A 25,848-nucleotide genomic window follows, 5' to 3' on the forward strand; every position below is an offset into this window, starting at 1 on the left:
AAAAGACTTCTTGCTGTGTAATCCTTACACGAACTGTCGGAACGACAGGGTTAGCTTGGTGAACTTCTCTTCGTTAGAAGGGACTACCCAAGAATCTCGTGACTTTAGTCATGAGAGGTTCAAACGATTAGGTTTCGTGCAGGTTCGATTGCTGCGTGAGTCAGGCGAGAGAGCGACGGCGTTCCATCCGTCCGCCGGCGAAAAGGTTCTTCGAAGCGCGCAGTCTCAACTATAGGTGATTGAGTCTGAGTCTGGAGTGGAATTCGAGTGATGAGGTTCGAGCTCTGGATGGAGACCGAAAGCGGGTGTGAAGTTTTGAAGATTGAAGTTTAAGACTTGCAGTTAGTTTAAAGCTTGAAGTAAGTTTAAAGTTTGAAGTCTAACCTAAAACCTTCCGGGGCAGGCATCACCTGCAAATAAGAGTCTCCGCCATCCTCTATTTTCGGCGTTTTGGGATGTTTGAGGTAAATAAAGGCGGTTTGCACTTCTTATTTCATCCAACTGATGGAGTGTGCACTTTTCGCCGATTTTAGCAGCCTCAAACCGCTCTTATTCCGTGTCCAAGCGGGTTTTCGGACAAAATAAAGGGTACAAACCGCTCTTATGCGCACACTTATACGATCCCTGTCCCTATAAGCGGGCGCATCAGGTCGAGCTCCCACGATGAACGGCTGCGACACTTGCTGGCACGATAGGAGGCAGGCGTTGAAACGAAACCATTCCCACCATGATACCCCTTGCGCCAGAGGTAGGTTGTCTTGCGTGCCGAGAGGTTCAGCTTCGTTAAAAACGTATACTCGCCTAACGTTTGAAGGAGGAGAGTTATCGGCAACATTCCATTATGTAAAAAATTGAAGTTTCCTCTTCTTTCATTATACATAGGGTCCAATTTTTTGAATAGATTGTTCCCAATGAAAAACCTTCGAATTCCTCGCGGAATTCGAAGGTGCATCGGGCCGGAAGCCGGCTGAGATCGAGCGGCGGGCTTATGAGGTGACGGGACGCAGGGATGTCGTCCACCGCACCGTGTCTCCCGCTTGCAGGGGGCCGGCCACGACGGCGCGCGCCTGGGCGGATACTCCGCTGACGGACAGCAGGGAACGATACAGGTTCATGTCCAGCGAGACCGCTTCGGGGCATTCGAGCAGGTACATCCGGCCGGCAAAGCGAAGCCGCAGTCCGCCGCCCTGGGAAGCGATCTCCAGGGCGTTCCGTCCATCGTGAACGAGGAGAGGGACGACATGCTGGCACGAACGGAGCGGCTGAAGCGCTGTCAGGGCATAGCTCCATTCGATGCCGGAATCGGAGATGGCGATCGTCTTTTCGCAGCGGAGCAGTCCCGTCTCCAGCGTCATCGTAAACCCGTTGTCTGACGGACGGACTTCGACGTTGCCCGTAATCGCGGGGATATGCAGGACGCCGTTATCGTCCGTCACGGCGAATCCTTCCCACACGCCGTCCCGGAGCGTCCGATCGCTCACCTCTTGATACTCGGGCAGACGCGGCTCGGCAAGCGGAAGCCGCTGTCCGGCCAGACGGAAGTGGAACCCTTGCATCGCCGGCGCGTACTTGCGGTTATGCATCCGGAGCGTACAGCCGAAGAAGTTCGCGCTGCCGGGTCCGCCCCTATAAAAAGCGTATCCGCTATGCTTGTCGACGAACGATTCGGCGCCGGCCTGCAAGCCTGCCAGGACTACTGCCTCGTCTTCATGCCCCTCATGCCCGTGCGAATCCCCGGTTGCTGCGGGATTGTCTCCGGCCGGCAGCCGAACGCCCCGCTCCAGCAGCCGAACCGCAACGGCAATGCCGGTCAAACCGAGCAGATTGTACATGTTGAGGTGAGTGTACGACTCGTAGCCGACCCGCAGCGAATGCGGCAGGACGTTCGGGGTGCTGCCGTAGGTGCCGTCCTCATGGGCGTACGGCAGCCAGCTGCGGAAGGCGTCCCGGGCGGCCGCGCCGTATTCGTTTCCGGATTCGCCGGAACAATAAGCGAGCAGGGCGACGAGCGCGCCCCAGGTAAACGTCTGGTAGCTGCTGCGCTCGACCATGGCGAACGAGCCGTCCGGCGTGATCGCATGACGAAGCCAATCCATTCCGCGGCGGATGATCGATTCCGCTTCACGGTGGGATACAAGCCACTCGTCCGGCCAACGCTCGATTACGGCTATCGCGCCGGTAAGCAGGAACAGCGTAAACGCATGGTAAGCGATCGGCATGCCGTCATGGCTGTGCGTTTCGTTGACCTCGTCGTTGATAAAGCCCGATTCCAGCTGCGCGTTCGCGATGAACTTCAGCCGGTGGGAGAGGAGCGCATGATCGACGGCACGCAGGCCGAGAGCCCCGGTGAACAGCTCCATCGCCCATTGAAGCGCGGCGCAATTCGTGTTCACGACGGCACAGTCGTCCTCGTAAGCTGCCAGATCCGGTCCGAACCGGCCAATCAGCCTGGAGCGATCGGCTTCTGGTGCGAGCAGGAGCGCCATCAGACCGTAATGGTACAAAAAGACGCGGCAAAACGGGTTAACCCCTTGCTTGTCGCCCAGCAGCTGCATGGTCCGCTCCAGCATTATGCTGAGCGAGTCCGAAGTTTCCTGAGAAGATCGGGTGCTGCATACGGAGGCGAGCACCGCAGCGGCGTTGGCAGGCGCGTAATTTTCGCTGTATACGGTCTCGAACGGGTCGGGCAGTCTGCCGTCCGGGGTCGTCCAGCGCCGGATGACCGGCACGTACTGCTGCAGCATCTCACGCATTCGGGTCAGCGTTACTATTTCGTCGGATTCGGTAGGGCGTTCCATCTTCGCAGCACTCCTCCCTGAGCGCAGGGGCAGTCATAACGGCCGAAAGGACGCCGCCCGGCCTGGTTGAGCCCGGCGGCGCCGTACGGATGGCTGCCCTAGCTGTTAGGATTTATTTTTTAACCGCTTTGATGCCGTCGTTGATTTCCTTCATCAGCTGCGAGCCTCCGCGGCCTTTCCATTCCTCGGTCACTTTGTCCCAATCGGCGATCGGGCGCTGGCCGGAGATCATCTTCGTTTGTTCGCCGAGCAAATATTTGTCCAGCTCCGTTCCTTTGGACGCCTGCGTCTCGGAATAAACGAGATAAGACGGGTCGTCGTAAGGCGTTTTGTTGTACGTTTTCTCCATTTGCTCGATCGTAGCGATGAACGATTGCATTTCCTTCGTGCTGTAGGAGGCGATCGAGTATTGATTCGCTTCATCGTTCGGCGACCAAGGCTTCCAGAACTCGTGGCGCTGGAGCATATACTGGATCGGCGTGTTCGCTTCCTGTCCGGCTTTCGGAGCCGGTTTGCCGTCAACCATGTCGTAGCCGATGCCGTTGCCGCCCATGATCCAGTCAAACTGCTGGTTTTGCGGAGTCCGCTCGGCAACCGGGATAAATTGACGGCCGTAATCGAGAATTTCCAAAATTTTGTTGATTTTGTCCGGATCGTCCTTCAGCTTGGCGGACAGCGTCGTCAGTCCGAAGAAGCCTCTCGCCTTCGGATTGCCCTGCGAGCCGTCAGGCGCTTTGAAGAACGGGATCGGGGCTACTTTGGCCGTCGGGTTCACCTTCAGCAGGCCGGTATAATATTCTTCGACCATCCCGGTAGGCGTGCCGATGAAAATGCCCGCTTTGCCCGAGTAGAATTCCTTGTTCGTCTGCGCCCAGTTGAGCACCGCGAAGTCTTTCGTTACCGCGCCTTCTTTGTAAGCGGCGGCGAGCGTCTCGATCACTTCTTTGCGTCCCGGACCGATCAAGCCGGGGATATAGTTGCTGTCCTTGTCTTTATGATACCAAGCCGGCGACCAGTAAGCGCCCATTGCATGCGTCGGCGAGATGTCCTGGCCGAGGGCGAAGCCATACGTATCGTTTTTGCCGTTTTTGTCCGGGTCGTTTTTCGTAAAGGCGATGGCGACGTCGAGCAGCTCCTTGTAATTGGTCGGCATTTTCAGGCCAAGGTTATCGAGCCAGTCTTGACGGATCGTCCCCGAGAACGTATACGTCGGCGCGTACATCGGGATGCTGTATATTTTGCCGTTGACGCGGAACTGGTCGTAGATCGTTTTCGGGACGCCTTTAAACGTCGCGTATTTGTCGATATAGTCGTCGAGCGGCAGGAAAGCGCCCTGCTTCGCCCATTTGTAATAGTTGGAATCGAGGTCCTTCACTGCTACGACGTCCGGCATATCGCCGGAAGCCATAATGACGTTCAGCTTTTCTTTGTAGTCGGACTGGAGCACGAACTGGGCTTTAATGTTCGCGTTAAATTTCTGCTTGATCGCTTCGACGCCTTTGCCGTTCGGGTCGGGGAAGATGGTGTAGGCAAAGTTGAGGAAGCTGATATCGTGCATCTTGGCCGTTTTAGGTGCGTTCGCATCTCCCGGTTTCGGGTCGGCTGCGGGTTTGCCGCCGCCGGAGCAAGCGGCTACGGCTATGCTGAGCAGGGAGACGGTCATCAGGCTGACAAGTTTTTTTCCTTTCACTTGCGACACCTCCATAGATTTGTAAACATGCGATGCGTTCACGTTCGTGACCGATACGGTTCAGCTGTTCCTGGTTGCCCCCCGGTCTGTCACTTCAAAGTCCGATCATCCTTTGACTGAACCAATCATCACCCCCTTGGCGAAATGCTTTTGCAGAAACGGATATACGATCAGAATCGGCAGGGTGGCGAGCAAAATCGCAGCCATCTGGATCGTTTCCGCAGGAGGCGGGTCGGTCAGCACCTGTTCGGTCATCAGCGAGCTCGTGTCGTTGACAACAACGATCTGGCGCAGCAGCATCTGGATCGGCCATAAGTTCGGATTGCTCAAGTACAGGATGCCGGTAAAATATGAGTTCCAGTGCATCACGGCGTAGAACAGGCCGAATGTGGCGAGCGCGGGCTTCGACAGCGGGATGATGATGCGCCAGAAAACGGTGAATTCCCCGGCCCCGTCGATCAGCGCGGCTTCGTTCAGCTCCTCGGGTATGCTTTTGAAAAATTGGCTGAACACGATCAGATTCCACGGGCTGATGAGGACGGGAATGATCAGCGACCAGATGGAGTTCAGCAAGCCGGTTTCCTTGACGACCAGATAGGTCGGAATGATGCCCGCACTGAACAGGAAGGTGAACAGCACCAGGAACAGGAACATTCTTTGTCCGAAAAACGGTTTGGACAGCGCATAAGCCATCGTCGACGTAAAGACCAGGTTCAGCGTCGTGCCCAGTACGGTAATCCAGATCGTGATGAGAACGGATTTGACGAATTTGTCGTTGGCGAGAATGTATTGATAAGCATCTGTCACCCAGCGGTCCGGCCATAAAATAAAGTCTTTGCGCAAATATTCCTCCATCGAGGAGAACGACACCGAGAAAATGTACAGAAACGGGACGATCATGGCTGCCGCGATTAAAGTCAATGCCAGGATGTTCACCCAGTCGGCCGCCCGGCCGAGCCAAGTCCGGTGCTGCATAACGTGCTGCACCTCCTTCGTGGTGATGGTAGTCCCCCTATAGGGAGGCTTTTGAAACTAGTAGATGCCTTCCTCGCCAAACTTCTTGGCCAGCTTGTTGGCCGCCACGACCAGGACGAGTCCGACGACGGACTTGAACAGCCCTACCGCGGTAGCGAAGCTGAAGTCGGATTGCAAAATACCTTTATAGTACACATAAGTATCGAGCACGTTGCCGACCTCCTGTACGTACGGATTCAGCATGAGGAAAATTTGCTCGAACCCGTTGTCCAGCACCGTACCGAGCCGCAAAATAAGCAAAATCACGATTGTGCTGCGGATACCGGGAAGCGTAATATGCCAGATGCGCCGCCACCGGTTCGCCCCGTCAACGATCGCCGCTTCGTACAGCTCCGGATTCACCCCGGCCAGCGCGGCCAGGAACACGATCGTGCCCCATCCGGCTTCCTTCCATATAACCTCCAGCACGATAAGCGGCTTAAAGAGGTAGGGCTGCTGCAGAAACAGGATCGGTTCGATCCCGAACACATGCTCCAGAAGACCGTTTACAACGCCGTCGCTGCGCAGGAAAATCGTCACGAGCCCGACCACGACGACCCAGGACAGGAAGTGAGGCAAGTAGACGAGCGACTGGATCAGCCGCTTGAACCATTCGTGCCGCGTCTCGTTCAGCATAAGGGCCAGCACGATCGGAACGGGGAAGGCGACGGCGATTTGCAGAAACGATAATGTGATCGTATTGATCAGCACCTGCACCACTTCGGGATTGTCGAAAATTTTCCGGAAATGGGCAAGGCCGACCCAATCGCTGTGCAGAAACCCCTGGAACGGACTGTATTCCTGGAATGCAATAACCGAGCCGAGCAGAGGCACGTACTTATAAATCAGAAAGTACAGCGTGCCCGGCAGAACAAACAAATACATCATACGGCTTCTCCATAGTTTCCGCCGTATCAGGTTCCATTTGGAGCCGGACGTAACAGGGACTTGTGCGGCTGATTGATTTGAAACCGTTCTCATAATGTAGGTTATCCCCCTTTCCGGTACGACCGTAGTTTCTTGTCGGTTGTATGAGGTCATCATAGAAAAAACGGATGCGGCGTGTAAACGATCTATTTTTTCAAGCGGCTCCGCAAACAAGGATACCGGTATGCAAAATTTGAAACATGTCCGAATAATGCCGGGAAAGCTTGTAATGACGCGGTTTTGGAGCGGTGAGAGGGAGAGATGGATGGGGGATGACGATCAGCGGGCGGGCAGGCGGTCTTGTCCGGAATGGAACAAGATCATCAGGGCATAAAAGTCTGCGCGGGAGGATGCAATGTCGGAACAGATGTCTTGCAGCTTGGGCAGGCGGGTTCAAAGCGGATCGGGAGCCGGAGCAACTAGTAGAACAAGCAACATGCCGGAAACGTGAAAGGAAGCTTTCGGCCCCCCTGCAAACAGGAGTTGGAAAGCTTCCGGATTGCGTATAAGTGCGGGCTTGGGTCAAGCGCGGTGTATTCCTGGATGTCGTCCGGGCGATGCAAGGTCCCGTCTATCTGCTTGTAGCTGATCCAGCGTAACGTCTCCCGCCGCCCGACTGTTGTTGGTATTTAGGCCGAACCCCCTTGCTGGTGCCGGACCGATTCCCGGTATTGTCCGGGGGACATGCCCGTCGTTTGCTTGAAGGCGCGGGAAAAATTTTGCGTCGTCGTGTATTGAAGACGGTCGGCGATCTGCTTGATCGGCATGTCCGAGTGGACCAGCCATTCCTTCGCCCGGGACATCCGCATCTCGATGACGTAATCGATGAAGTTGACCCGCATCTCTTCCTTGAACATCCGGCTAAGCTGAGAGGGCGATAAGCCGAACCGGTCCGCCGCCTCCTGCAGCGATAGTTCTCCTTCAGCCCCGTTCTGGACGTATTCCGCAACCTGCTGGGCGATTTTGGTCTGGTTCGGGACGGTAAGCCGCTCGAAATGATGGCGGAACGCCGGGAAGAAGCAATCGACAAACCAATCCTTCAACTGGTCGAGCGTCTCCGCTTCGTTCACTTTGGCGTACACATTGTCCGGGAACAGCTGATGCAGTTCGTACCCGAGCTGACTCAGCAAGTGGTCGATCTCGCCGATCAGGTTCGTAAAAATACCGGTGACCGGCTTAAACCCGGTCAACTGCCGCGGAATCTCCCGCACCATATCTTCGAATTCGGTTACGGCCTCTGCTATATTTCCTTCAGAAATCCGCTTGACGATCGCTTTCTGGCGCATGATCAAATTGCGGGCCGACTGCTTGACCGTGTCCATCGGCTCGACGGCACGCTGGCTGATCGTCAGATCGTGACCGAGCAGCAGCCGGAAGCTGAGCAGCTCGACCGCCTCCATATAGCTTTCATGAATGCTGCGGACCTCGGGCCGGACCCGGCTGACGCCGGCGGTCAGCGTGAACCGGAACAGCTCCTTCGCCTTGATCCGGACGCGTCCGCACAGGTCTTCGATATCGCTTCCCAGAGCGGCAGGGTCGTCCGTGCCGGCGATCAGCGCCACCTGACCGAAGGAAGGGGAGACGCATACGGCGGGGAATAAAGGAGCCGCCATCTCGTCGACCAGCTTCGTCAGGGCGTACATCATGAGCGAGCGGTCTTTGCCCATATAGCTGGTCCTGAATTCCATAAAGGCGTCTACTTCAAAGACGCATACCGCAAATGAGCGCCCGCGAAGGGGCAAGGCATACTCTTCGGTTTTGAGCGCGAACTCGGCGTCGTTCAGCTCTCCGTGCAGCAGCTTAAGCAGCGTATTTTCCTTGAGCTGGGGAATCTGTTCGCGAAGCTCGTAGTCCAGCCTGCGATTCGTATCCATCATTTGCTGCATAAAGGCGTCGATTTGCTGCAGCTCGTCCTGGGACGGCTTCGTCCGCTGAGGCAGCTTCATCAGCAGGGCGCGGATCGGATAATAGAGCCGCTTGGAAGCGAACAGGGCGATCAGACCCCATACGAGAGCCAGACAGCCGGCCATCAGCCAAGTGACTTGCTTGATCAGGTCCGCCTTGGCGGTCAGCCCGCCCTGGGGAGCGATGATGACGTACGTCCAGTCGTTATAGCCGGACCGGTGAACGGATACGTGATATAACTCGTCCCCGTAGGCGACCGTATCGGTTGGGGAAGGCTGGACGGTTTGCGTCAGCCGCTTCGCGAACGGAGTCGGAAGCGCCGTTCCGACCTCCATCGGTTTCTGGCTTAGCACGATGCGCCCGGTGCTGTCTACCGCAAGCAGCTGGCTGTCGCCGCTGATTTCCACCGATTGCAGCAGCTCGAAAAGGCGCTCCGGCTCCACCTGCAAAAAGAGGACGCCGTCTACTGTGGACGAGCTTCCGACCGGACGGACGATCAGAAAATCCCTTTGATTCGGATACGTGTTCGAAGGGAGGAACAACGAGCCGGTAAACTTGGGCACATACTGCCGCAACGCGTCGTAATAAGGAAACTGGTAGGTGTTCTGAAGTCCGTCCCTGCTCGAGTATACGATATCGAAATGGTTGTACACCAAGTAGGAATGGAAGGGCAGATCCGATAAGCTGCGGTATTTGCGAAACGTCTCGACCATATCCAGCGTCGTCTCGAGCGTCACCCGGTCGTCCATCGAGATGCCGAGACGGGCCGATTTCTCGATCGTCAAATCTCCGGCGATCTGGATCGACATGTAATCGAGCCGCTTCAGCAGCGAGTCCACCTGGCTCTCCAGCTGCCGCAGCGTCGACGCATGCTTTGCATTGACTTCATCTTGAATACTGGAGGCGGCAAAATAAGAAGCGGCGCTGCCAAGCAGCAGCACAGGCAGTACGCTTAAAAGCAGCGAGGAGAGAAGCAGTTTCTTTTGGAAAGGAAGACTGCGGAACAAGCGGAACCGCCTGATCATGGCACAACCTCCGTCTACGATGTGGATGAAGCGTTTCGTCCTGTTTTTGCAGGAAACATGTAAGCGCTTCTAAAGTAATCATACACGATTTCGTCCTGGGTTCCAATGCGTTAGCGGAGTTATTGCCGGATCGGACTGGCCGGTGACGCCTTGCGGTAGCTTGAATTTTGGGTGGGTTGGGAATAATAGGGGGCGCCCTGCGGGATGTTTCTGTACGTGAAATTTCGTGTTGACTTTCTTCTGAAAATGAGTATTATAGATTAAGTGTGATTCATATCCGATGCGCTGATGTAGCTCAGCTGGTAGACCGTGTATCACTAAATACGCTGATGTAGCTCAGGGGTAGAGCAACGCACTCGTAATGCGTAGGTCGGGGGTTCAATTCCCTTCATCAGCATCATATCTCGTTGTCAACGCGCCTTTTCGCTTCGAAGGGGTGCGTTTTTATTTTAGGGAAGTGATCAATTATATTCGGGGTGTAGTTCGAGGATCGGAGTTCCATTTACGCCTTTTCCAATTTCATCTACAACAATCTTTTTGAAATATTCTTGGCATATAGTCTTTTTTTCGTCTGTAGTATAAGTCGAGAAATTATTCTGAATACTTGCCAGAACGTTAATTAGTTCAACTTCATCAGTGCCATCGTTGTCTTCAAAAGAAATATCGTTAATTGTGGAAATTAATTCTTGTTCCTCTTGATCAAGTTCTTCCTTACGCTTGATGTAGTCATCCCGTGAGATCAACTCATCAATGTACATGTTCTGGAATTTCTTTTTACGCTCCTGTATCTTCATTACTTCTTTTTGTAGCTTTTCGAGTTTCTCAAGATCGCCATTAATATCCTCAGAAGCATCATTGTTTTCAAGTTGAGTAAGATCGCCTTTTTCTAATGTATCAATATATTTCTGTATATAGGCAACCAGAGCATCTTCCATTAATTCTTCTCTGATATAAGGTTGAGTACACTTAAAATTCTTTTGCCTATTTACGCAAGCGTAATATTTAGTTCGAACGCTTTTGTATTTTCGGCTTGTCCCACTCATAGAGTAGCCGCATTTTTTGCATGTTAATATACCCGAAAAAATAAAATCCGAGGTAGCTGCTGCGGATGGAAGAATTCTACGTTTATCAAGTATTCGTTGAACTCGATTAAATTGTTCGTCAGAAATAATTGGAGGATGTTCACCAGGCATAATCATGGCCGCATTGGTTTTTCCTTTACCTCGCTTACGCAAATTCCATCTAATCCGTCCTGTGTATACAGGATTCCTAAGCATGTAGTTGATTGTCGTAGTGGACCAATGCAGCTTTGGAGGCTTTATGTCCTTTAAGACTGTATTTTGTATATCCCTCATGCTTTGGTTGCGTTCGTAAGCGTCGAAAATCATTCTGACTATCCTAGCTTGAGATTCATCGATTTCTAATTTCTTAGTTTCCCCAATCCGGTATCCATAACAAACCGTGCCTCCCGGGCGTTTTCCTTGTGAGGCCATCTCTGCCATTCCGAAGTAAACTCGCTCGGCCAAATTTTCTCTTTCCCACTGTGCAAGTGCGGCAACCAACGTAATGAACAATCTTCCTGTTGCGGTGGTTGTGTCATAAACCTCTGTCACGGACTTAAATTTAATATGGTGTTTGTCTAATTCTTCAAGTATTTTATACAAGTCGAGAACGCTACGTGTTAGACGATCCAACTTGTATACTACAATAACATCAAACTTTCGCCTCTTAGCATCATCTAACATTCGCTTTAGATCATCACGTTCCATATCCTTGGCAGACAAACCTTCATCAATGTAAAAATCAAATATTTCCCATCCCTGCGAGTCACAGTATGAAATAGAACGGTTTTTTTGAGCAGACACTGAAAATCCTTCCTGGGCTTGCTCTTGTGTAGAAACTCGAATATAGATAGCAGCTTTCATTATTCATCCTCCGGTTCCCGGAAATGTCCGTAGTACACGCCACATACTTGTAGTTCGTTCGGAAGCACTTCCTTAGTTTGGTAAACATCGTTTTCTGGTGCCAATTTTATTTTAGGGGATGAAGCATCCCAAAACATTCGTTTAAGCGATCCTTCCTCGCCGTTAACGACCACTGCAACTATCTGTCCGTTTCTTTCAGCCCAATTTGCGGAACGGAAAAAGACAATATCACCATTCTTTATATCCGCGCCAATCATTGAGTCACCTTTAACGCGAAGTGCAAAATCTGGTTGAGCCTTCTTGTAAAATGGGTAGGCAACGTACTCTTCGATGTTCTCTTCTGCAACGATGCCATCACCAGCGCAAATATTGCCGATCAGTGGGACGAAACGCGATGTATTGTATTGAGTTTTTTCCTCTTTAAGCAGTTCAGAAATCTTAGAAGTCGCTTCTTTAATGGCGGGCTCATCAACAATGCCAGCTCGCTCTAAAAGTTGGTAATAATCAACTTTGTAAGCATCGGACAACTTTTTGAGTGTTTGCGGAGATGCATTAACGTCCTTTTTGGTTTTCCGATTTGTTCCGAGTTCAATGTCGCGGATATAAGTATAAGAAAGTCCACTCAAGGAAGCTGCATCCCTCAAAGATAGTTTCCGCTCTACTCTCAATTGCTCCAGATACTTACCCAGTCCATTCAATGACCTACACCAACCTTCTCATTAATTAACAATTCAAATTGTACAACACAATTCACGTTTTGTAAAGTATACAACACAATATGGATTGTTTTTTTATGTTGTTGACAACACAATATGAGCGGTGTTATTATCTGGTTGTGAGATATACAACACAACAAAACCGAAAGGAGGTAATGTACAGGTGATTAATAATGTCAAGCATCTTCGTCGAAGTCGTGAATATGATCTTACCCAAGAAGAATTGGCGAAGGCTCTTGGTGTTTCGCGCAGAACCATCGCTCACATGGAGAGTGGAGGCTCTATCAGCGGTATGCTTATGCTAAAGGTAGCTCACTTTTTCAACAAGGACCCAAGAGAAATATGGACCCAAGAGAAATTTTTTTTACCCGAGATGTTGTATAAACAACACAAGGAGGGGACAGCGTGAAAGGTGAACAGTTGAGAAACCTCGGGTACGAAATCATTCAATTGGCGGGTTATTGGTATGGATCATCGTGCAAACCGAGTGAACGAGTTGGCGAGATTTCGGCGCGAACCGGGGTCAAAGCGGAGCTTATTCAGGCCGCGTTGTGCGCGGCAGGTGATCTCCATGCATAAAGTCGTGGAGATCAATAAACCATCTAAACAGACGCTTTTGAACGTTGCAGCATTGATTTACAAGATTGAGAAAGAGAGAAGAAAGAGGATGTTAAAGCAAGCGCAGTAGGGGAAAACGCTCTTTGACACCAAGGGAGGTGAACAATTGAAGCAGCAGATGAGTAAACCCAAGATGGTCCGTCAGACATTGAAGGAGTGGCAGGCGGAAGCAGCCGAACGTTTTGGCCAAAGCGCCCGACACTGGAAGTTTGTATGTCCGTCCTGTGGTAACGTGCAAAGCGCCTTCGATTTCATCGGGTTAGTAAAAGGTGGTGGTGACGAGGTAGTCTCCCAAGCTGCAAATTCTGCGTATCAGGAATGTATTGGGCGGGTGGATGAAACCAGTAGCGGATGCAATTGGGCAGCGTATGGTTTCCTCGGAACACTCGGGAAAGGGCGTATAGTGGTAACGCCTGGAGGAAAAGAGGTTGAAGTATTCGACTTTGCTCTGGACGCGATCTCTTGAGGAATGGTGACTTTTCGCCTGACATGAAGTTAATAAAGTGAGAGGAGGGAATATCAATGCTGTCTTTGAACGGGAAAGCTGAGGAAACCATAACGAAATTATTGCAGCTTATCGATCAAGTTATTCAAGAAAGAAACCCAGCAGAAGCTGTAAACACTCTGCCGGGCTTAGTTACTGCAACTGCTGAATTGATTAAAGCGGTCGATCGTTAATCATGTGGATTTAGCACAGTTTTATAAATGGTTTTATAGAATTCAGCAATATTTTCTGCATTTTGCTTCGCTGCTTCTTCACCAATGGTTCCTGGTATTTTTGGCAAAAGGCCATTTTGTATTGCGGCGACAACGATGTCTTTCGTAATCTCTGCCTGACTCATACGTGCACCTCCTCCCTGTTACAAATTTGGTAAGTCTGGACAACTAACCAATTCAACAGGCAGGAGAGAAAACCTTTAGGGGAGGTAAACAAAACTGAATAACGATCAATTGAAGCAGCAGCAGATTCAGGATGCGAAATCGATCAAGGAGCTTGATGAGCTGGCAATACGGGTGATTCAGGAGATGTTTTCACCTGATAACAAATTTGAAGAGTTGTATGACGAATGGAATAAGAAGCGTACAGCCTTTCAGGAGAAACGCATCCGGCAGATTGTTCAGGAAGAATTGGTTAAGAGGCAAGACGGACTATCAATCGCTTTAACGGCCGAAGAGATCGCCGACAAGCTCAAGTCGAGATTAACCAGAAATAATATATTCGATCATGACTAAAAAAGAAGTGGTTGAAACAGTAATAGCGGTTTTCATTGTATTTCCTACATTCGCCTTTGTACTGATATTTTTGACGGCAATTGCACAGTAAAGGAGGGATAAACCAGTGGAACGGACTTTTAGTCAGCGTGTCACATGGGCAGCCGCTAATTCCGAATACGGGGATCGGTTGGTTGAAATCATGAAGGAACATACGTCACTCGCTCGTCAGCTCAGCGATCCGAAAGCAAAGATCAATCCGAAGCCCCGAGAAGCGATGAAAGCGAAGATCGAAGCGCTTCGGGTGGAACGGGAAAGTATTCTAGAGCGGTTTGAACGGGTGGTTACTGGTAAAAGAGATGCTTAAGAAAAGCAAAATTCGCCTTCCTAACCTTGGCGGGGACACGGAGGCGAACCATTAATATGTAGAGGCTATTGCCCTTGTGCGATATTGTACCGCATTTCGGTTTTGCGTGCAAGGGTGGCCTTCTATGGAAAGGAACGGAAATGTCTACTAAACATGGGGGATGGGAACCGTTGGTCGAGATCATAGTTGACAATTTCGCCGGAGGCGGCGGAGCGAGTACCGGAATCGAGATGGCGACAGGTCGTAGCGTGGACATCGCGATCAACCACGATCACGCGGCGATCGCCATGCATCGCGCTAATCACCCGGAAACAGAGCACTATTGCGAGTCGGTTTGGGATGTTGACCCTCGTGAAGTAACTGGCGGTCGTCCAGTCGGATTGGCATGGTTCTCCCCTGATTGTAAGCACTTTAGCAAGGCCAAAGGCGGAAAACCAGTAGAGAAAAGCATTAGAGGATTAGCGTGGGTAGCAGTCAGATGGGCTGCAACAGTGAAACCACGGGTTATTATGTTGGAAAACGTCGAGGAATTCGTTACCTGGGGACCAATTAAGGATGGATATCCAGATCCGAAGCAGAAAGGGCGGACGTTCAGAACATTCGTCAACGCGCTAAAGCGTCTTGGGTATAGAGTCGATTGGAAGGAACTCAGGGCATGTGATTACGGAGCCCCGACTATTCGCAAAAGATTCTTTCTGATAGCTCGCTGCGATGGGCGTCCTATCGTTTGGCCGGAACCGACACATGGAGCGCCGGACAGTCCCGAAGTGCTCGCCAGCAAGCGGAAGCAATGGCGGACGGCTGCAGAAATCATTGACTGGTCAATCCCTTGCCCGAGTATTTTCGAGAGGCAGCGGCCATTGGCTGAAAACACGATGCGCCGAATCGCCCGGGGGATTCAGCGGTTTGTGATCGACAATCCGAATCCATTTATCATCAAGGTCAATCATCCCGGTGAACAATTCCGAGGCCAGGCAACTGATGAGCCGCTGCAGACTGTCACAGCAAAAAACGGCTGGGGAGTCGTAACCCCGTATATCGCCCGTATTGGGCAAACCGGCTTCGGCGGTGACCGCCTGCAATACAAAGTTTCCGATCCACTGACAACGATCACGACAAAAGCTGAGCATTTGCTTGTCAGCCCTACACTAATCGAAATCGGATATGGCGAGGGTCCGGGACAGAGCCCGCGGGCGCCGGGTTTGCAAAAGCCTCTCGGAACGGTCGTTGCTGGCGGACGAAAGCACGCCCTAGTAGCGGCGTTTATAGCCAAGCACTACGGAGGAATGACAGGCGTCGAGGCAGACACCCCATTCCCGACGATCACCATGCGCGGGACACAGAATCAACTTGTCACGGCGCACATCGCCCGGCACTTTGGGGAATCCGTTGGCAGTCCAATGGATGAGCCGATCGGAACTATCACGGCCGGAGGTGGCGGAAAGAGCGCACTTGTCGCCAGTCACCTCATCAAGCTGCGCGGTACCTGCCAGGATGGTCAGGAGGTCACCGACCCTATACCGACGATCACAGCCGGCGGACTGCATGTCGGAGAGGTTCGAGCCTTTCTGCTTAAATACTACGGCAGCGCAGACAACGGTCAAACGCTCGACGGACCGCTGCATACGGTCACGACAAAAGACCGGTTCGGGCTGGTTACGATCGAGGGAACGGAGTACCAGATCGTTGACATCGGCATGCGTATGCTGGAGCCGCACGAGTTATTCGCGGCGCAAGGCTTCCCGGCAAACTATATCATCAACCGGGATGCAGACGGCAAGAGCTACAGCAAAAGCGCGCAAGTAGCCCGATGCGGAAACGCCGTTCCACCACCGTTTTCCGAAGCACTGGTAAGGGCGAATCTGCCTGATCTCTGCACCGGGTCGGGGAAGGCGTTCAGCTTCGAGCGTTACACCGATACGGTCGGACAGTTGCAATTGTCAATTTGAGTAAGGAGACGCAAAGGGGAAGGAACAGATGGACTACAATTCGGAAATAAACGCCTTCATAGATTGGCTCGAAACAAACCCGTTGGACGCAACCACACAAGCTTTGTGGTTTCACCTTATGGCGATCGCAAATAAGAGTGGTTCTCCAGAGTGGTTTGCAGTAACCAATCTAACGCTAATGGCAAAGACGGGGATTTCCGAAAAGTCTCTGATTAAGCATCGGCTCTTGCTGGTTCAAAAAGGAAGACTCCAGTACAAGAACCAAGGGAAAAAACAAGCTGGAAAATATCAAATGGTCTCGTTTACTGGAAATAATACAGTAATAGAGGGTGTAAAAGGGGAAGTAAACCGGGGTGTAACGAAGGGTGTAGAGGGTTCAGCATTATTAAAAGATCTTAAAGATTTAAATCATTCTACTACTTCTACAACAGCTGCCTGCGGAAACGAGTACGAATCCTTTTACGCTGCACATATCCGGGTGTATGGATTTGAGTGCAACCAGTTCCAAGCGAATAAACTAGCGGTTTACATCGACCAGGATGGAATGGACGAATCAGTTGTGGTGCGGTCCATTGAACGGGCCGCCCTTGCGAATAAAGGAAGTGCCTATAGGTTTAACCTCATCACCAAAATTCTGAACGACTATTTCAGGGCTGGGGCGAAGACGCTTGAAGCGGCCAAGGAAGTAGATGCACGATTCGATTCAGGGATAACAGATACCGTGAGTCATAGCGGCAGTAGGCAGGCCAGCCAAAAAACATTTGATTTACTGGATCAAATCGTGGAGGAGGAAGAGCGTGGATAAAGCGGACATAACGAATTTGTTTAAGCGAATCAAGCGGGTCTATTCGATGTTTCCGATCCCGCAGGAGCTAGAGGCTGCAAGGGAAATGGTAAAGGATTGGCACGAAACATTATCCGACGTGCCGGTCGAGCAAGCGATTGAGAATTTAAAACGTTACAGCCTGGACCCGGATAATAAGTTCCCACCTCATCCCGGAGTGCTTGCAAAACCGTTATCCTCAAAAACAGAATCCGAGCAGTACCACGAGGATATGCGGCAACTGGGCGCTTTAACGTTGGAGAAGCTTGAGCAGTTGCGAGCTTCCGCAGTTGCCCCAACGGAGGAGCAAAGAGCAAAAGCGAGGAGCGTCACGCATGGAAAACCAGGCTGCTGAGCGGATCCCTCCGCATAATGTCGAAGCTGAGCAGGCCGTCCTTGGTGCAGTCCTGATGACCGGGAAGTTTGGCGCGGTTGATCAGCTTGGGGAGGATCATTTCTACGTCGGTCGTCACCGTTCGATATTCGCGGCCATGCGGGATTTGTCCGACAAGGGAAGTCCGATTGATATAGTCACGACGACAGCAAGGCTCCAAGAAAAACAGGAGATTAATCAGATCGGTGGAGTTAACTATTTGAGCGAATTGGCTGGATCGGTACCAACGGCCGCAAACCTGGAGCACTATGTCGGTATTGTCATTGACAAACATGTACACCGTGAAACCATCCAGGCAGCCCGTCGCGCAATGGAACTTGCTTGGTCAGAAGAATCGCCACAAGCGGCGATCGCTGAAATGCAAGCTTCCGCGATTGCTTTGACCGACCAAGCAACCAAGCATCAAGACTTTAAACCGATTGGAGACGTGACGATCCAAGTTTTCGAGACGGTCGAATATCGGTTTGCGAATTTCGGGAGTCATGTAACGGGCGCTCCGTCTGGCTATCCAGATCTGGATAAATTTACGGCAGGCTTCCAGCCATCGGACTTGATTATTGTGGCTGCTCGTCCATCGGTCGGAAAAACCGCATTTGCCCTTAATATTGCTCAAAACGTTGGTGTTCGGTCAAAGGGAACGGTTGCTATATTCAGCTTGGAAATGAGCGCGCCCCAGCTGGTTCAGCGCATGATGTCGGCCGAAGGCAACATAGAGGGCGATCGCTTGCGCACGGGATACATGCAAAGCAATGATTGGGACAACTTGGCGATGACGGCCAGTGTGCTTGGCGGATCAAACATCTTTATCGATGATACGCCAGTCCAAACCGTATACGACATTGCGGCGAAAAGCCGGAGACTCAAGGAAAAACGCGGGCTTGGCCTTATCGTCATCGACTATTTGCAACTGATCGCCGGGCGCAAGAAATCGAACAACCGACAAGAAGAAGTTTCCGAAATTTCTCGCACGTTGAAGCAGCTAGCCAGGGATTTGAATGTCCCGGTGATTGCTCTATCACAATTAAGCAGGGCGGTTGAGCAGCGACAGGACAAGCGACCGATGATGTCGGACCTCCGGGAATCAGGCGCAATCGAACAGGACGCCGACATTGTAGCGTTCCTATACCGAGATGATTACTACGACAAAGAATCAGAAAAGAAAAATATCATCGAAATCATTATTTCAAAGCATCGGAATGGGCCTGTTGGAACGGTAGAGCTGGCTTTCCTGAAAAATTACAACAAGTTTCTATCCTTGGATCGGGCACATCATGAGCAATAATCCAACGCAGCTTGTACCAAAGGCTGTACGAATAATTGAAGAAGCGCTTCGGCCTATGATCAGGCGTGGCAAAAAGTCGGATCGGTTAAAAATATTTGTTTGTGCAACATCAGAAATTGCTAAGCACGACACAATAAAGACTGAATTCGGAGAATTGAGAGTGAATCCAAGTCACTATGTACCACCGGGGTATTCCTACATTATCGAAGACCCAGGACGATCGGGAAGGGCGTTTGCATGGGTGACGCAGATAAAGAAACAGTAAGAGGAGGGAAGTTTTTATTATGACACTAGGAAAAAGAATTAAAGAATGCAGGCTTAAGTGCGGATATACGCAAAGTCAAATGGCTTCCAAGCTTAGTATGACCGAAGCTAATTTCTCAAGTTATGAAAGGGATAAGAGTCAGCCGCCAAGTGAAAAGCTCAATCAGATGTCTTCAATTCTTGGAGTTTCTGCAGATTACCTATTAGGGAAAACCAATGACCCACGCACCGGTGAAAAGGATTCGAAAAAACTGATTGAAATGATCGAGATCTTGTCCATTACAAACGACATGATGGCTGAATTTATACAGTCCCGTGGGTTGACTCCGGAGTTTCAAAAGTTCGTGGAACAATGGAAAGCCCACGAAAATGTGCAAGAAGCGAACCAGTGGAATAATTCCTATTAATCTTATAAAGGGGCGGTTAAATATGGTTCAGGTGAAATTGAACATTTACGACGAGAATAAGACCTTGGATCTAGAGCTGAAACAAGCTAATGAAATGCAGAAGATGGCTATCATTAGCGGCGTGTTTGGATTCTTTGGGTCAAATCCGGAAGTCCAACGGAGCTTGGAAGCGTTCATTCAATCAAGAAAACTGGTGGAAGCTGAGCCGGTTCCGATCAATTTCAAAATCGATCTGCAAGAGAAAGCGAGAAACGAAGTAGAGAAGGCGAAGGCGGAGTTGCACGCTGAGTACAGCCCGACTAGAGCATATGCAAGTGAAGTAAAACAAACTATGGATAATTTCGCAAAATCCGCAAAAGAAATCTCTCGAAAAATACCGTTGCTTAACAGTGACAGAACACTCATGACATCGATCGGGGAAAGGTTGAGTGTTCCAGCCGATATTGAGGAACAGCCGGAATGGTGGAAAACGGGGATCAAAGATAAAGGAGGCATCCCTCATTACCGTTGCCGATACTGATGCCAGGCATGCAAACATCAAGGCAGCCAGTACATTCTTCCCGATGATACTGAGACCGAATGCCATGAATGCAAGACGCCCCATAAGGTCAGACCGGCATCAAAGAGTACGGATCCGGAAACGGGTCTACCTCATCGAGATAAGTTCGGCAACTTCTTTCGAGCGGATGAATTAGCCTAATGGAAGGAACAAAACCAATGAACAACTATGATCAACTCCGAAAGGACGCCCTTGTTCGAGCTTTAGTGAGGGCCAAGGAGAAAGCGGAAATTTGCAGGTTGTATCTGGTGGCTAATGATCGGGATCCGGATGAAATAGCTGCTGCAAGTCTCGCGGTGGAGCACATAGAAATAGCGCTTGGTCATCTGGGCGTTATGGCAGAACGCGATTTTTGATTATACAGAAAAGGGAGGGGAGAGCAGTGGGGAAACAGATGCTGATGTTTCCAGAAGTAACCGAGGAGGATAAGATCACCACGAAGCTCCTCCTCCAAGATTACAAACAACTTAAAAAAAACCTTCAATCCATGGAAAAAGAAGAGTACAAGACTTTGAAGCAGCAGGAAACCATTGACGGATTGCGGCATACAACGACAGTGCTGGAAATGGCGGTTAGGGCCATATCGGAAGATGAGGTTCGCGAGGTAACGGATTTCCGTTTCTTGAATCCTATAGGACAGGCTCGAAACCTAACCATAATCGAATTCCAAAAGAAGATGAGCGAAAGCACGATAGATAGGCGAATAGCGGAAGGCATTAAAGAAATCGCTGAGAACCTAAAGCTATGGGGCGAAATAGGGTCTAATTCTGACGGTGGTCAGAAGGTAAACGGAAGCTAGGACGAGGGGCAAAATTCGGTTTATACAAGATACAATTTGCATATCGGGGAACAACAGTTCCCATGGTAATGCCGATTGTACCTTTATCACTATCGGCACTCGGCCGTGCTGTGGGCAGGATTGCCTTAGACGCTTGTCGTCAAGGGTGCGGTGGTGAGTAGGGGTTGGAAGCCCCTATGAAACAAGGGTCGTCACTTTTTGTGGCGACTCTTTTCCATGTATAGATTTGTTCATCAATTGCTAGAGTGCGTCGATACCGGCGCTCTCGCTGGAGGGGATGAACGGTGAAGAAACTACTAAAATTATTTGTACCTTATGAGACACCCAAACAGCCAGCGAAATGCAAAGGTTGCATGTGGGGCCAGTGGGATGGGGTGAAGCAATTTTGCTCCAAGCAGAAATGTGTCAAAGAAGGTGAAGACCCATGAACTTTGTGCAGCCGATCCGCGACCCTACTGTTGTCGAAGCGATTAAGGAGCATTTCAAGATTACGAACGAACGGAATTATATTTTCTTCTGCCTGGGCATATACAGTGGTTTGCGTGTATCCGACTTGCTGAACTTGAAAGTGGGCCTTGTCCGAGGCACGCATATCGAAATACGTGAACAGAAGACCGGCAAGAAAAAACGATTCATCATCCATCCGGATATCCGGCCGGACCTCGATTCCTATATTTCAGGGATGAAGGATCAGGATTTTCTATTTCCGAGCCGTCAAAAGAAGCGATCGAGCGGCCTTCCTAACCGGCCCTTAGATCGGAGCAGCGCCTATAAGATGCTGAATATCGCAGCTCGAAAGTTTGGCCTTACGGACATCGGCTGCCACACCATGCGTAAGACATGGGGATACCATCTTTACATGGCCGATCCACGTAACCTAGCGTTACTAATGAAGATGTTTAACCATAGCACGGAGACAACGACTTTGATGTATTTAGGGCTTACACAGGACATGATGGATGCGGCAATCACTCGCTTGAGATACGCATAAAACAGATTGTGTGGCACTCATTTTACGAAGAGACGGAATCTCCTAGAAGGATCAAGAAAAATCGAGCTTTTATGAGTGCAACAGAATATAGGTTATGGGTTATTGCAGAACCATTTTTTAGTGGAAAACTGCCTCTTTGTGATGTCCATTTTCGGCCGTCATTCTCATTCAAAGCGTGACCGAAAAGAAAAAGCGTTCTTACAACTCAATTCGACGTGATGAGAGGCCCAAATTTGCCTTTTAAGACGCTTTGGAGGTGGAGGTGATGTAGTGGCGAGAGAACGAAGTCCGAACCGTGACAAGGCGTTTAAACTGTGGTGCGAGGGTGGGCGAACGCGGAAACTATCTTCAATTGCGAAGGAACTCGGGATCGCTCCAGGCTTGATCCGTAAATGGAAGTTTCTTGACAACTGGGATGAGCTTCCGGACCCAGGGCGAAGAAAACGAGGCGCACCTAAAGGGAATAAGAATGCCGTGGGAAACAACGGTGGAGCGCCGAAGCGAAATGTTAATGCACTCATTCACGGGGAGTACGCAACCATTTGGGAAGATGTCTTAGATCCGGAAGAGCAAGCGAAGCTAATGTTTGTCGAGACTGATCCTCTTGTGCAAGTCGAAAATCATATTCGTTTTTTCGAGCTTCGAGAAAGAAGAATGCTCCAACTTCGAGCTAATATTATGAACGGCTGGGACGAAGCCTCCATAGTCAGCAAACATGAATTTGCTCGAAAGAAGATCGGCGAAAAACCGGATTTTGACGAGGATGGAACGATGGAGATGATTCCCGTCATTGATATCATTCCTGTCGAGATTGAACGAACGGTCAAGAAATCACAGAAACTTGAACGTATTTTGGCGATTGAAGAAGCGCTAACCCGTGTACAGGACAAGAAACTAAAATGTATCGAACTCAAGTGCAAGATCGAGGCACGCCAATTGTCCGATGAAGAGACGCGGGCGCGAATCGAGAAGTTACAGCGTGAGAATAAAATTATGGCTTCCCAGGAGTGGTAATGTGGCTAAATTCGCAGTACTGCAAACCTTCTATGCATCCTCTTCCTGGCGAAACTTTCGTTTGGGACTGATCGCCGAACGGGGGAACAGGTGCGAGAGATGCGCTCACATCATTGCGAAACCGATTGATATTATCGGTCACCATAAGATAGAGCTAACGCCGGAGAATGTCCAAGACCATACCATCAGCCTAAACCCTGAACGGGTCGAGCTGGTATGTAGCGATTGTCACAACCAGGAGCATAGGCGATTCGGTTATCAATCCAAGAAGAGCGTCTATTTGGTCTACGGTCCTCCGTTGGCCGGGAAGAAAACGCTTGTCCGTCAGCAGATGCGGCGCGGTGACATTATTGTCGATATGGATAGGCTTTACGAAGCTGTGTCGGGGTTACCAGCCTATGACAAGCCGGACGGTCTGTTCGGCAATGTGATCGGCCTGCATAGCCTATTGATCGACAATATCCGGACTCGCCTCGGCAAGTGGGGGAATGCTTGGGTAATTGGTGGTTATGCCGAAAGGTTTAAGCGCGATCGGCTTGCCGATGACCTGGGAGCTGAACTGGTATTCTGTGAAGCGAGTCGGGATGAATGTTTGAACCGGCTTGCAACGGACGAGCAGCTACGGCACCGGCAGGACGAATGGGTTAAGTATATTGACAAATGGTTCGAACAATATCGGGGGTGAAAGAGTGGCAGACTTTCTTTGTGCAAAATGCGGAAATGTATGGAAGGGAAAAGGACCACCTAAGGATGGAGTTATTTGTGATAATTGTAAGGCGGAGACGGTGAAACCGGCGCAAGCACTTGAGAATTTTAGTGAACAGGAATTATATGCTGCACAAATGGAGCATTGGTTCCATGAGCATTACATGATGGGTCAGCAGATTCGTAGAGCTATCGCTTTTCATGAAGAGATGGCCGAGAGCAATAGGGAGCAGTTGGAACTTCATTGCAAACGATTGGAACTAGCAACGGATGAATACAATGCCTGGGCTAAAGAGAATGGATTGCCAGAGGTGAAAAAGGGCCCCCCGGTGCTTTCGTTGGGTAAAGCATTCTAATAACCGTCTAGGGGACACAATTTTGGTACACGGCAAAAATTTCGAAATTCGAGGAGGGCGAAATTACTATGGAAAAAAAGGATGTGTATCAGCGTGAGTATGCAAAGTTGACCGAGATTTTCGCCGATGTAGATCCCAGCAAAGCGAAGCTCGTTGAAGGGCTGATTGCGGATGCTGCCTGTCTGGCTTCCGAAAATCACGTTTTGCGAAGCGTGATCGATAAGACCGGGACCGTTCAAATTAACCCAGCAAATCCTTTACAGCAAAGGCCGGTCGAGGCTGCGAAGCAGTATCTGAAAAACCTGAATTTATATGCGGTTGTCATTAAGACGCTTAACGGCGTATTAAGCAAAAATGTCCTTGAGCTGGATGACGATATGAGTGAATTCGAATGATAAATGCTTTACCACATTCGCATTTGCTGGAATATATCGAATTGTGCAAATCCGGAAAGATCATCGTCGGCCAAGAATTGCTAAAGATGTTCGACATCCTGCTTTCGCATTTCGATAATCCGGACATTCGTTTCGAGCTGGATGAAGCACACAAGCGGATCAAGTTCATCGAGACGCAGTGCAAGCACTACGAGGCGCCTTTCTCCGGGAAGCCCTTTTTGCTGATGCTGTTTCAAAAGGCGTTCATCGAGGCGATCTATTCGTTCAAGATTTACGACGAAGAAGTCGGGCGGTGGGTGCGGCTCTACCAGGACATTCTATACGTGGTCGGCCGGAAGAATGGGAAGACGCCACTCGTAAGCGCGATATGCCTAGCCGAATTCTTCTGCGGCCCCGAAGGAATCAAGATTCTTTGTTCGAGCAACGACTATGAGCAAGCGGACTTGATGTTCCAGGCGATCAACTCGATGCGCGAGGAAAGCCGAACACTGGACCTCAAAACGCGAAAGAATATCAAGGGCATCTACTTCGGCAATCCGAAAAAGCCTGTCCGGACAGGGAAATACAGCTACCGGAATAAAGGCTCCATACGCAAAATATCGGCCAAGACCGGCGCGAAGGAAGGCCGGAACATTGGCGTGGGTGCAGTCGATGAAGCCCACGAGATGAAGGACAACACTTCCGTCATGCCGATCCGACAGGCTCTATCCACACAGGACGAGCCTCTTTATATTGAGCTGACAACGGAAGGGTTTACGAATGATGGTTATTTGGATGGCCGGATGGTCGAGGCGCGTCAAGTGCTGGACGGCGAGCTGGATCGCCCGCGTTGGCTCCTTTGGATGTACACGCAGGACAATTCCCGTGAGATCTGGCAGGACGAAAAAACGTGGACGAAGAGTAATCCCGGCCTTGGCACGATCAAGAAATGGAGCTTCTTGCGCCGGATGGTGGAAGAGTCCAAGACGAGCCAAGAAATGCGAGCTTTCGTGTTAGCGAAGGATTTCAACGTCAAGCAAAACAATGCTGCTGCCTGGTTAGCTGACGAAGATATCGCAAGCGAGGACTCCTTTGATATTGATCAGTTCAGAGGAGCGTTTGCAATCGGGGCAGTTGATCTTTCCAAATCCGGCGATCTTGCATCGGCCCGTGCTTTGTTGATGAAGGACGGGAAAAAGCTTATGATCCAGCGATACTTTATTCCGGCATCCAAAATCCCGACGCTCTCGAAGGAAGATCGAGAACGATTCGAAAAATGGACCGAGCTGGACATGATCACCGTCTCCGATGGAAACGAAAACGACTTTCGCCATGTGACCAAATGGTTTGTTCGTCTGTTTAAAGATTACGGAATCCGGTTTTATAAAATCGGATACGACAAATGGTCCGCGATCTATTGGGTGAAGGAAATGGAAGAACACGGATTCGATATGGTTCGGATCAGCCAGGAATTCGGGAGTCTCAGCGAGCCGATGAAGCTCCTCGGAGCAGATTTACGTAGCAAGCTGGTCAACTACAACAAGCACCCGATCGATCGATGGTGTTTAGAAAATACGGCCGTTGAAGTCAACGGCAAGATGGAGATCCGTCCGGTGAAGATCCAGGGCAAGGACGATAAAAAGATCGACGGAACGCTAACGATGATCTTCGTCTATAAAGTCTATATCGATAACCGAACGGAATTCCTAGATTTGGTGAAGAGAGCGGGGTGAT

Annotated in this window: 28 protein-coding genes and 1 tRNA gene; 21 read left to right on the forward strand and 8 right to left on the reverse strand. The window is 50.4% G+C overall.

Annotated elements, in window-relative coordinates; all coding sequences use genetic code 11:
• Nucleotides 1-986: 986 nt before the first annotated feature.
• From PV433_RS30865 to PV433_RS30885, 5 genes are all read right to left on the reverse strand, one after another.
• Complete coding sequence (locus tag PV433_RS30865) at nt 987-2,798, reverse strand: hypothetical protein (RefSeq protein WP_332075811.1); 1,812 nt, start codon at nt 2,796-2,798, stop codon at nt 987-989.
• A 112-nt stretch (nt 2,799-2,910) separates the two neighbouring features.
• Nucleotides 2,911-4,488: an extracellular solute-binding protein gene (locus tag PV433_RS30870; RefSeq protein ID WP_332075812.1), complete on the reverse strand. Its 1,578-nt coding sequence runs from the start codon at nt 4,486-4,488 to the stop codon at nt 2,911-2,913.
• A gap of 105 nt (nt 4,489-4,593) precedes the next feature.
• Nucleotides 4,594-5,463: a carbohydrate ABC transporter permease gene (locus PV433_RS30875; RefSeq protein ID WP_332075813.1), complete on the reverse strand. Its 870-nt coding sequence runs from the start codon at nt 5,461-5,463 to the stop codon at nt 4,594-4,596.
• Nucleotides 5,464-5,520: 57 nt separating this feature from the next.
• Nucleotides 5,521-6,390, reverse strand: a complete 870-nt coding sequence (locus PV433_RS30880) for an ABC transporter permease (protein ID WP_332075814.1) — start codon at nt 6,388-6,390, stop codon at nt 5,521-5,523.
• 668 nt (nt 6,391-7,058) lie between these two features.
• Nucleotides 7,059-9,359 carry a helix-turn-helix domain-containing protein gene (locus PV433_RS30885; protein WP_332075815.1) on the reverse strand — a complete coding sequence of 767 codons (2,301 nt, stop codon included), beginning with the start codon at nt 9,357-9,359 and terminating at the stop codon, nt 7,059-7,061.
• A 325-nt stretch (nt 9,360-9,684) separates the two neighbouring features.
• Here PV433_RS30885 and PV433_RS30890 point away from each other — a divergent pair.
• Nucleotides 9,685-9,756 (forward strand) — tRNA-Thr (locus tag PV433_RS30890).
• 64 nt (nt 9,757-9,820) lie between these two features.
• Here PV433_RS30890 and PV433_RS30895 read toward each other — a convergent pair.
• Together PV433_RS30895 and PV433_RS30900 are read right to left on the reverse strand one after the other, a co-directional pair.
• Complete coding sequence (locus tag PV433_RS30895) at nt 9,821-11,284, reverse strand: recombinase family protein (RefSeq protein ID WP_332075816.1); 1,464 nt, start codon at nt 11,282-11,284, stop codon at nt 9,821-9,823.
• Entirely contained in the window at nt 11,284-11,982 is a 699-nt protein-coding gene (locus PV433_RS30900) for a helix-turn-helix domain-containing protein (RefSeq protein ID WP_332075817.1), read from the reverse strand. Before PV433_RS30900 ends, PV433_RS30895 begins: the two co-directional genes overlap by 1 nt.
• A gap of 181 nt (nt 11,983-12,163) precedes the next feature.
• Here PV433_RS30900 and PV433_RS30905 point away from each other — a divergent pair, with 181 nt between their 5' ends.
• The 4 genes from PV433_RS30905 to PV433_RS30920 all read left to right on the forward strand — a co-directional run bounded on the left by PV433_RS30905 (nt 12,164) and on the right by PV433_RS30920 (nt 13,296).
• The gene (locus tag PV433_RS30905) at nt 12,164-12,409 is read left to right on the forward strand and encodes a helix-turn-helix transcriptional regulator (RefSeq protein WP_332075818.1); all 246 of its coding nucleotides are present in this window, start codon (nt 12,164-12,166) and stop codon (nt 12,407-12,409) included.
• Nucleotides 12,406-12,579, forward strand: coding sequence for a hypothetical protein (locus PV433_RS30910; RefSeq protein WP_332075819.1), 174 nt, complete (start codon nt 12,406-12,408; stop codon nt 12,577-12,579). Before PV433_RS30905 ends, PV433_RS30910 begins: the two co-directional genes overlap by 4 nt.
• Nucleotides 12,580-12,724: 145 nt before the next feature.
• A complete protein-coding gene (locus PV433_RS30915; RefSeq protein ID WP_332075820.1) occupies nt 12,725-13,084 on the forward strand; it encodes a VVA0879 family protein in 360 nt (119 codons plus the stop codon).
• Between the two features lie 56 nt (nt 13,085-13,140).
• On the forward strand, nt 13,141-13,296 hold the full coding sequence (locus tag PV433_RS30920) for a hypothetical protein (RefSeq protein ID WP_332075821.1): 156 nt from the start codon (nt 13,141-13,143) through the stop codon (nt 13,294-13,296).
• Here PV433_RS30920 and PV433_RS30925 read toward each other — a convergent pair.
• Nucleotides 13,293-13,460: a hypothetical protein gene (locus tag PV433_RS30925; RefSeq protein ID WP_332075822.1), complete on the reverse strand. Its 168-nt coding sequence runs from the start codon at nt 13,458-13,460 to the stop codon at nt 13,293-13,295. The two genes, PV433_RS30920 and PV433_RS30925, sit on opposite strands and share 4 nt — an antisense overlap.
• A 109-nt stretch (nt 13,461-13,569) precedes the next feature.
• Between PV433_RS30925 and PV433_RS30930 the strand changes: the two genes are divergently transcribed.
• The 16 genes from PV433_RS30930 (at nt 13,570) to PV433_RS31005 (ending at nt 25,847) form a co-directional block, all read left to right on the forward strand.
• Complete coding sequence (locus PV433_RS30930; RefSeq protein WP_332075823.1) at nt 13,570-13,851, forward strand: hypothetical protein; 282 nt, start codon at nt 13,570-13,572, stop codon at nt 13,849-13,851.
• Nucleotides 13,852-13,957: 106 nt separating this feature from the next.
• Nucleotides 13,958-14,197 (forward strand): hypothetical protein, encoded by a 240-nt coding sequence (locus PV433_RS30935; protein WP_332075824.1) that lies wholly within the window; start codon nt 13,958-13,960, stop codon nt 14,195-14,197.
• A 140-nt stretch (nt 14,198-14,337) separates the two neighbouring features.
• Nucleotides 14,338-16,146, forward strand: coding sequence for a DNA cytosine methyltransferase (locus PV433_RS30940; RefSeq protein ID WP_332075825.1), 1,809 nt, complete (start codon nt 14,338-14,340; stop codon nt 16,144-16,146).
• Nucleotides 16,147-16,174: 28 nt separating this feature from the next.
• Nucleotides 16,175-16,951, forward strand: coding sequence for a DnaD domain protein (locus PV433_RS30945; protein ID WP_332075826.1), 777 nt, complete (start codon nt 16,175-16,177; stop codon nt 16,949-16,951).
• The gene (locus PV433_RS30950; RefSeq protein WP_332075827.1) at nt 16,944-17,324 is read left to right on the forward strand and encodes a hypothetical protein; all 381 of its coding nucleotides are present in this window, start codon (nt 16,944-16,946) and stop codon (nt 17,322-17,324) included. The genes PV433_RS30945 and PV433_RS30950 overlap by 8 nt, the downstream gene beginning before the upstream one ends.
• Entirely contained in the window at nt 17,305-18,645 is a 1,341-nt protein-coding gene (dnaB, locus tag PV433_RS30955; protein WP_332075828.1) for a replicative DNA helicase, read from the forward strand. The genes PV433_RS30950 and dnaB overlap by 20 nt, the downstream gene beginning before the upstream one ends.
• A 284-nt stretch (nt 18,646-18,929) precedes the next feature.
• The gene (locus tag PV433_RS30960; RefSeq protein ID WP_332075829.1) at nt 18,930-19,316 is read left to right on the forward strand and encodes a helix-turn-helix domain-containing protein; all 387 of its coding nucleotides are present in this window, start codon (nt 18,930-18,932) and stop codon (nt 19,314-19,316) included.
• A gap of 22 nt (nt 19,317-19,338) precedes the next feature.
• A complete protein-coding gene (locus PV433_RS30965; protein WP_332075830.1) occupies nt 19,339-19,836 on the forward strand; it encodes a hypothetical protein in 498 nt (165 codons plus the stop codon).
• Nucleotides 19,837-20,015: 179 nt separating this feature from the next.
• Nucleotides 20,016-20,231 (forward strand): hypothetical protein, encoded by a 216-nt coding sequence (locus PV433_RS30970; RefSeq protein WP_332075831.1) that lies wholly within the window; start codon nt 20,016-20,018, stop codon nt 20,229-20,231.
• Between the two features lie 26 nt (nt 20,232-20,257).
• On the forward strand, nt 20,258-20,674 hold the full coding sequence (locus tag PV433_RS30975) for a hypothetical protein (protein ID WP_332075832.1): 417 nt from the start codon (nt 20,258-20,260) through the stop codon (nt 20,672-20,674).
• Between the two features lie 424 nt (nt 20,675-21,098).
• Nucleotides 21,099-21,665 carry a tyrosine-type recombinase/integrase gene (locus PV433_RS30980; protein ID WP_332075834.1) on the forward strand — a complete coding sequence of 189 codons (567 nt, stop codon included), beginning with the start codon at nt 21,099-21,101 and terminating at the stop codon, nt 21,663-21,665.
• Between the two features lie 270 nt (nt 21,666-21,935).
• Nucleotides 21,936-22,679 carry a phage terminase small subunit gene (gene terS, locus PV433_RS30985; protein WP_332075835.1) on the forward strand — a complete coding sequence of 248 codons (744 nt, stop codon included), beginning with the start codon at nt 21,936-21,938 and terminating at the stop codon, nt 22,677-22,679.
• Nucleotide 22,680: 1 nt separating this feature from the next.
• On the forward strand, nt 22,681-23,364 hold the full coding sequence (locus PV433_RS30990; protein ID WP_332075836.1) for a hypothetical protein: 684 nt from the start codon (nt 22,681-22,683) through the stop codon (nt 23,362-23,364).
• A gap of 4 nt (nt 23,365-23,368) precedes the next feature.
• Nucleotides 23,369-23,740 (forward strand): hypothetical protein, encoded by a 372-nt coding sequence (locus PV433_RS30995; RefSeq protein WP_332075837.1) that lies wholly within the window; start codon nt 23,369-23,371, stop codon nt 23,738-23,740.
• 68 nt (nt 23,741-23,808) lie between these two features.
• Complete coding sequence (locus PV433_RS31000; protein ID WP_332075838.1) at nt 23,809-24,135, forward strand: hypothetical protein; 327 nt, start codon at nt 23,809-23,811, stop codon at nt 24,133-24,135.
• Nucleotides 24,132-25,847 (forward strand): terminase large subunit, encoded by a 1,716-nt coding sequence (locus PV433_RS31005; RefSeq protein WP_332075839.1) that lies wholly within the window; start codon nt 24,132-24,134, stop codon nt 25,845-25,847. Before PV433_RS31000 ends, PV433_RS31005 begins: the two co-directional genes overlap by 4 nt.
• Nucleotide 25,848: the final 1 nt, after the last annotated feature.

Source organism: Paenibacillus sp. GYB004, assembly GCF_036577605.1.
Classification (GTDB): domain Bacteria; phylum Bacillota; class Bacilli; order Paenibacillales; family NBRC-103111; genus Paenibacillus_AB; species Paenibacillus_AB oceani.

Bases quoted from the DNA above. Each gene is read 5' to 3' on its own strand.
- PV433_RS30960 (WP_332075829.1), top strand. From the start codon at position 18,930: ATGACACTAGGAAAAAGAATTAAAGAATGCAGGCTTAAGTGCGGATAT.
- PV433_RS30920 (WP_332075821.1), top strand. From the start codon at position 13,141: ATGCTGTCTTTGAACGGGAAAGCTGAGGAAACCATAACGAAATTATTG.
- PV433_RS30865 (WP_332075811.1), bottom strand. From the start codon at position 2,798: ATGGAACGCCCTACCGAATCCGACGAAATAGTAACGCTGACCCGAATG.
- PV433_RS30940 (WP_332075825.1), top strand. From the start codon at position 14,338: ATGTCTACTAAACATGGGGGATGGGAACCGTTGGTCGAGATCATAGTT.
- PV433_RS30925 (WP_332075822.1), bottom strand. From the start codon at position 13,460: ATGAGTCAGGCAGAGATTACGAAAGACATCGTTGTCGCCGCAATACAA.
- PV433_RS30945 (WP_332075826.1), top strand. From the start codon at position 16,175: ATGGACTACAATTCGGAAATAAACGCCTTCATAGATTGGCTCGAAACA.
- PV433_RS30965 (WP_332075830.1), top strand. From the start codon at position 19,339: ATGGTTCAGGTGAAATTGAACATTTACGACGAGAATAAGACCTTGGAT.
- PV433_RS30880 (WP_332075814.1), bottom strand. From the start codon at position 6,390: ATGATGTATTTGTTTGTTCTGCCGGGCACGCTGTACTTTCTGATTTAT.
- PV433_RS31005 (WP_332075839.1), top strand. From the start codon at position 24,132: ATGATAAATGCTTTACCACATTCGCATTTGCTGGAATATATCGAATTG.
- PV433_RS30970 (WP_332075831.1), top strand. From the start codon at position 20,016: ATGGAAGGAACAAAACCAATGAACAACTATGATCAACTCCGAAAGGAC.
- PV433_RS30980 (WP_332075834.1), top strand. From the start codon at position 21,099: ATGAACTTTGTGCAGCCGATCCGCGACCCTACTGTTGTCGAAGCGATT.
- PV433_RS30895 (WP_332075816.1), bottom strand. From the start codon at position 11,284: ATGAAAGCTGCTATCTATATTCGAGTTTCTACACAAGAGCAAGCCCAG.
- PV433_RS30885 (WP_332075815.1), bottom strand. From the start codon at position 9,359: ATGATCAGGCGGTTCCGCTTGTTCCGCAGTCTTCCTTTCCAAAAGAAA.
- PV433_RS31000 (WP_332075838.1), top strand. From the start codon at position 23,809: ATGGAAAAAAAGGATGTGTATCAGCGTGAGTATGCAAAGTTGACCGAG.
- dnaB (WP_332075828.1), top strand. From the start codon at position 17,305: ATGGAAAACCAGGCTGCTGAGCGGATCCCTCCGCATAATGTCGAAGCT.
- PV433_RS30875 (WP_332075813.1), bottom strand. From the start codon at position 5,463: ATGCAGCACCGGACTTGGCTCGGCCGGGCGGCCGACTGGGTGAACATC.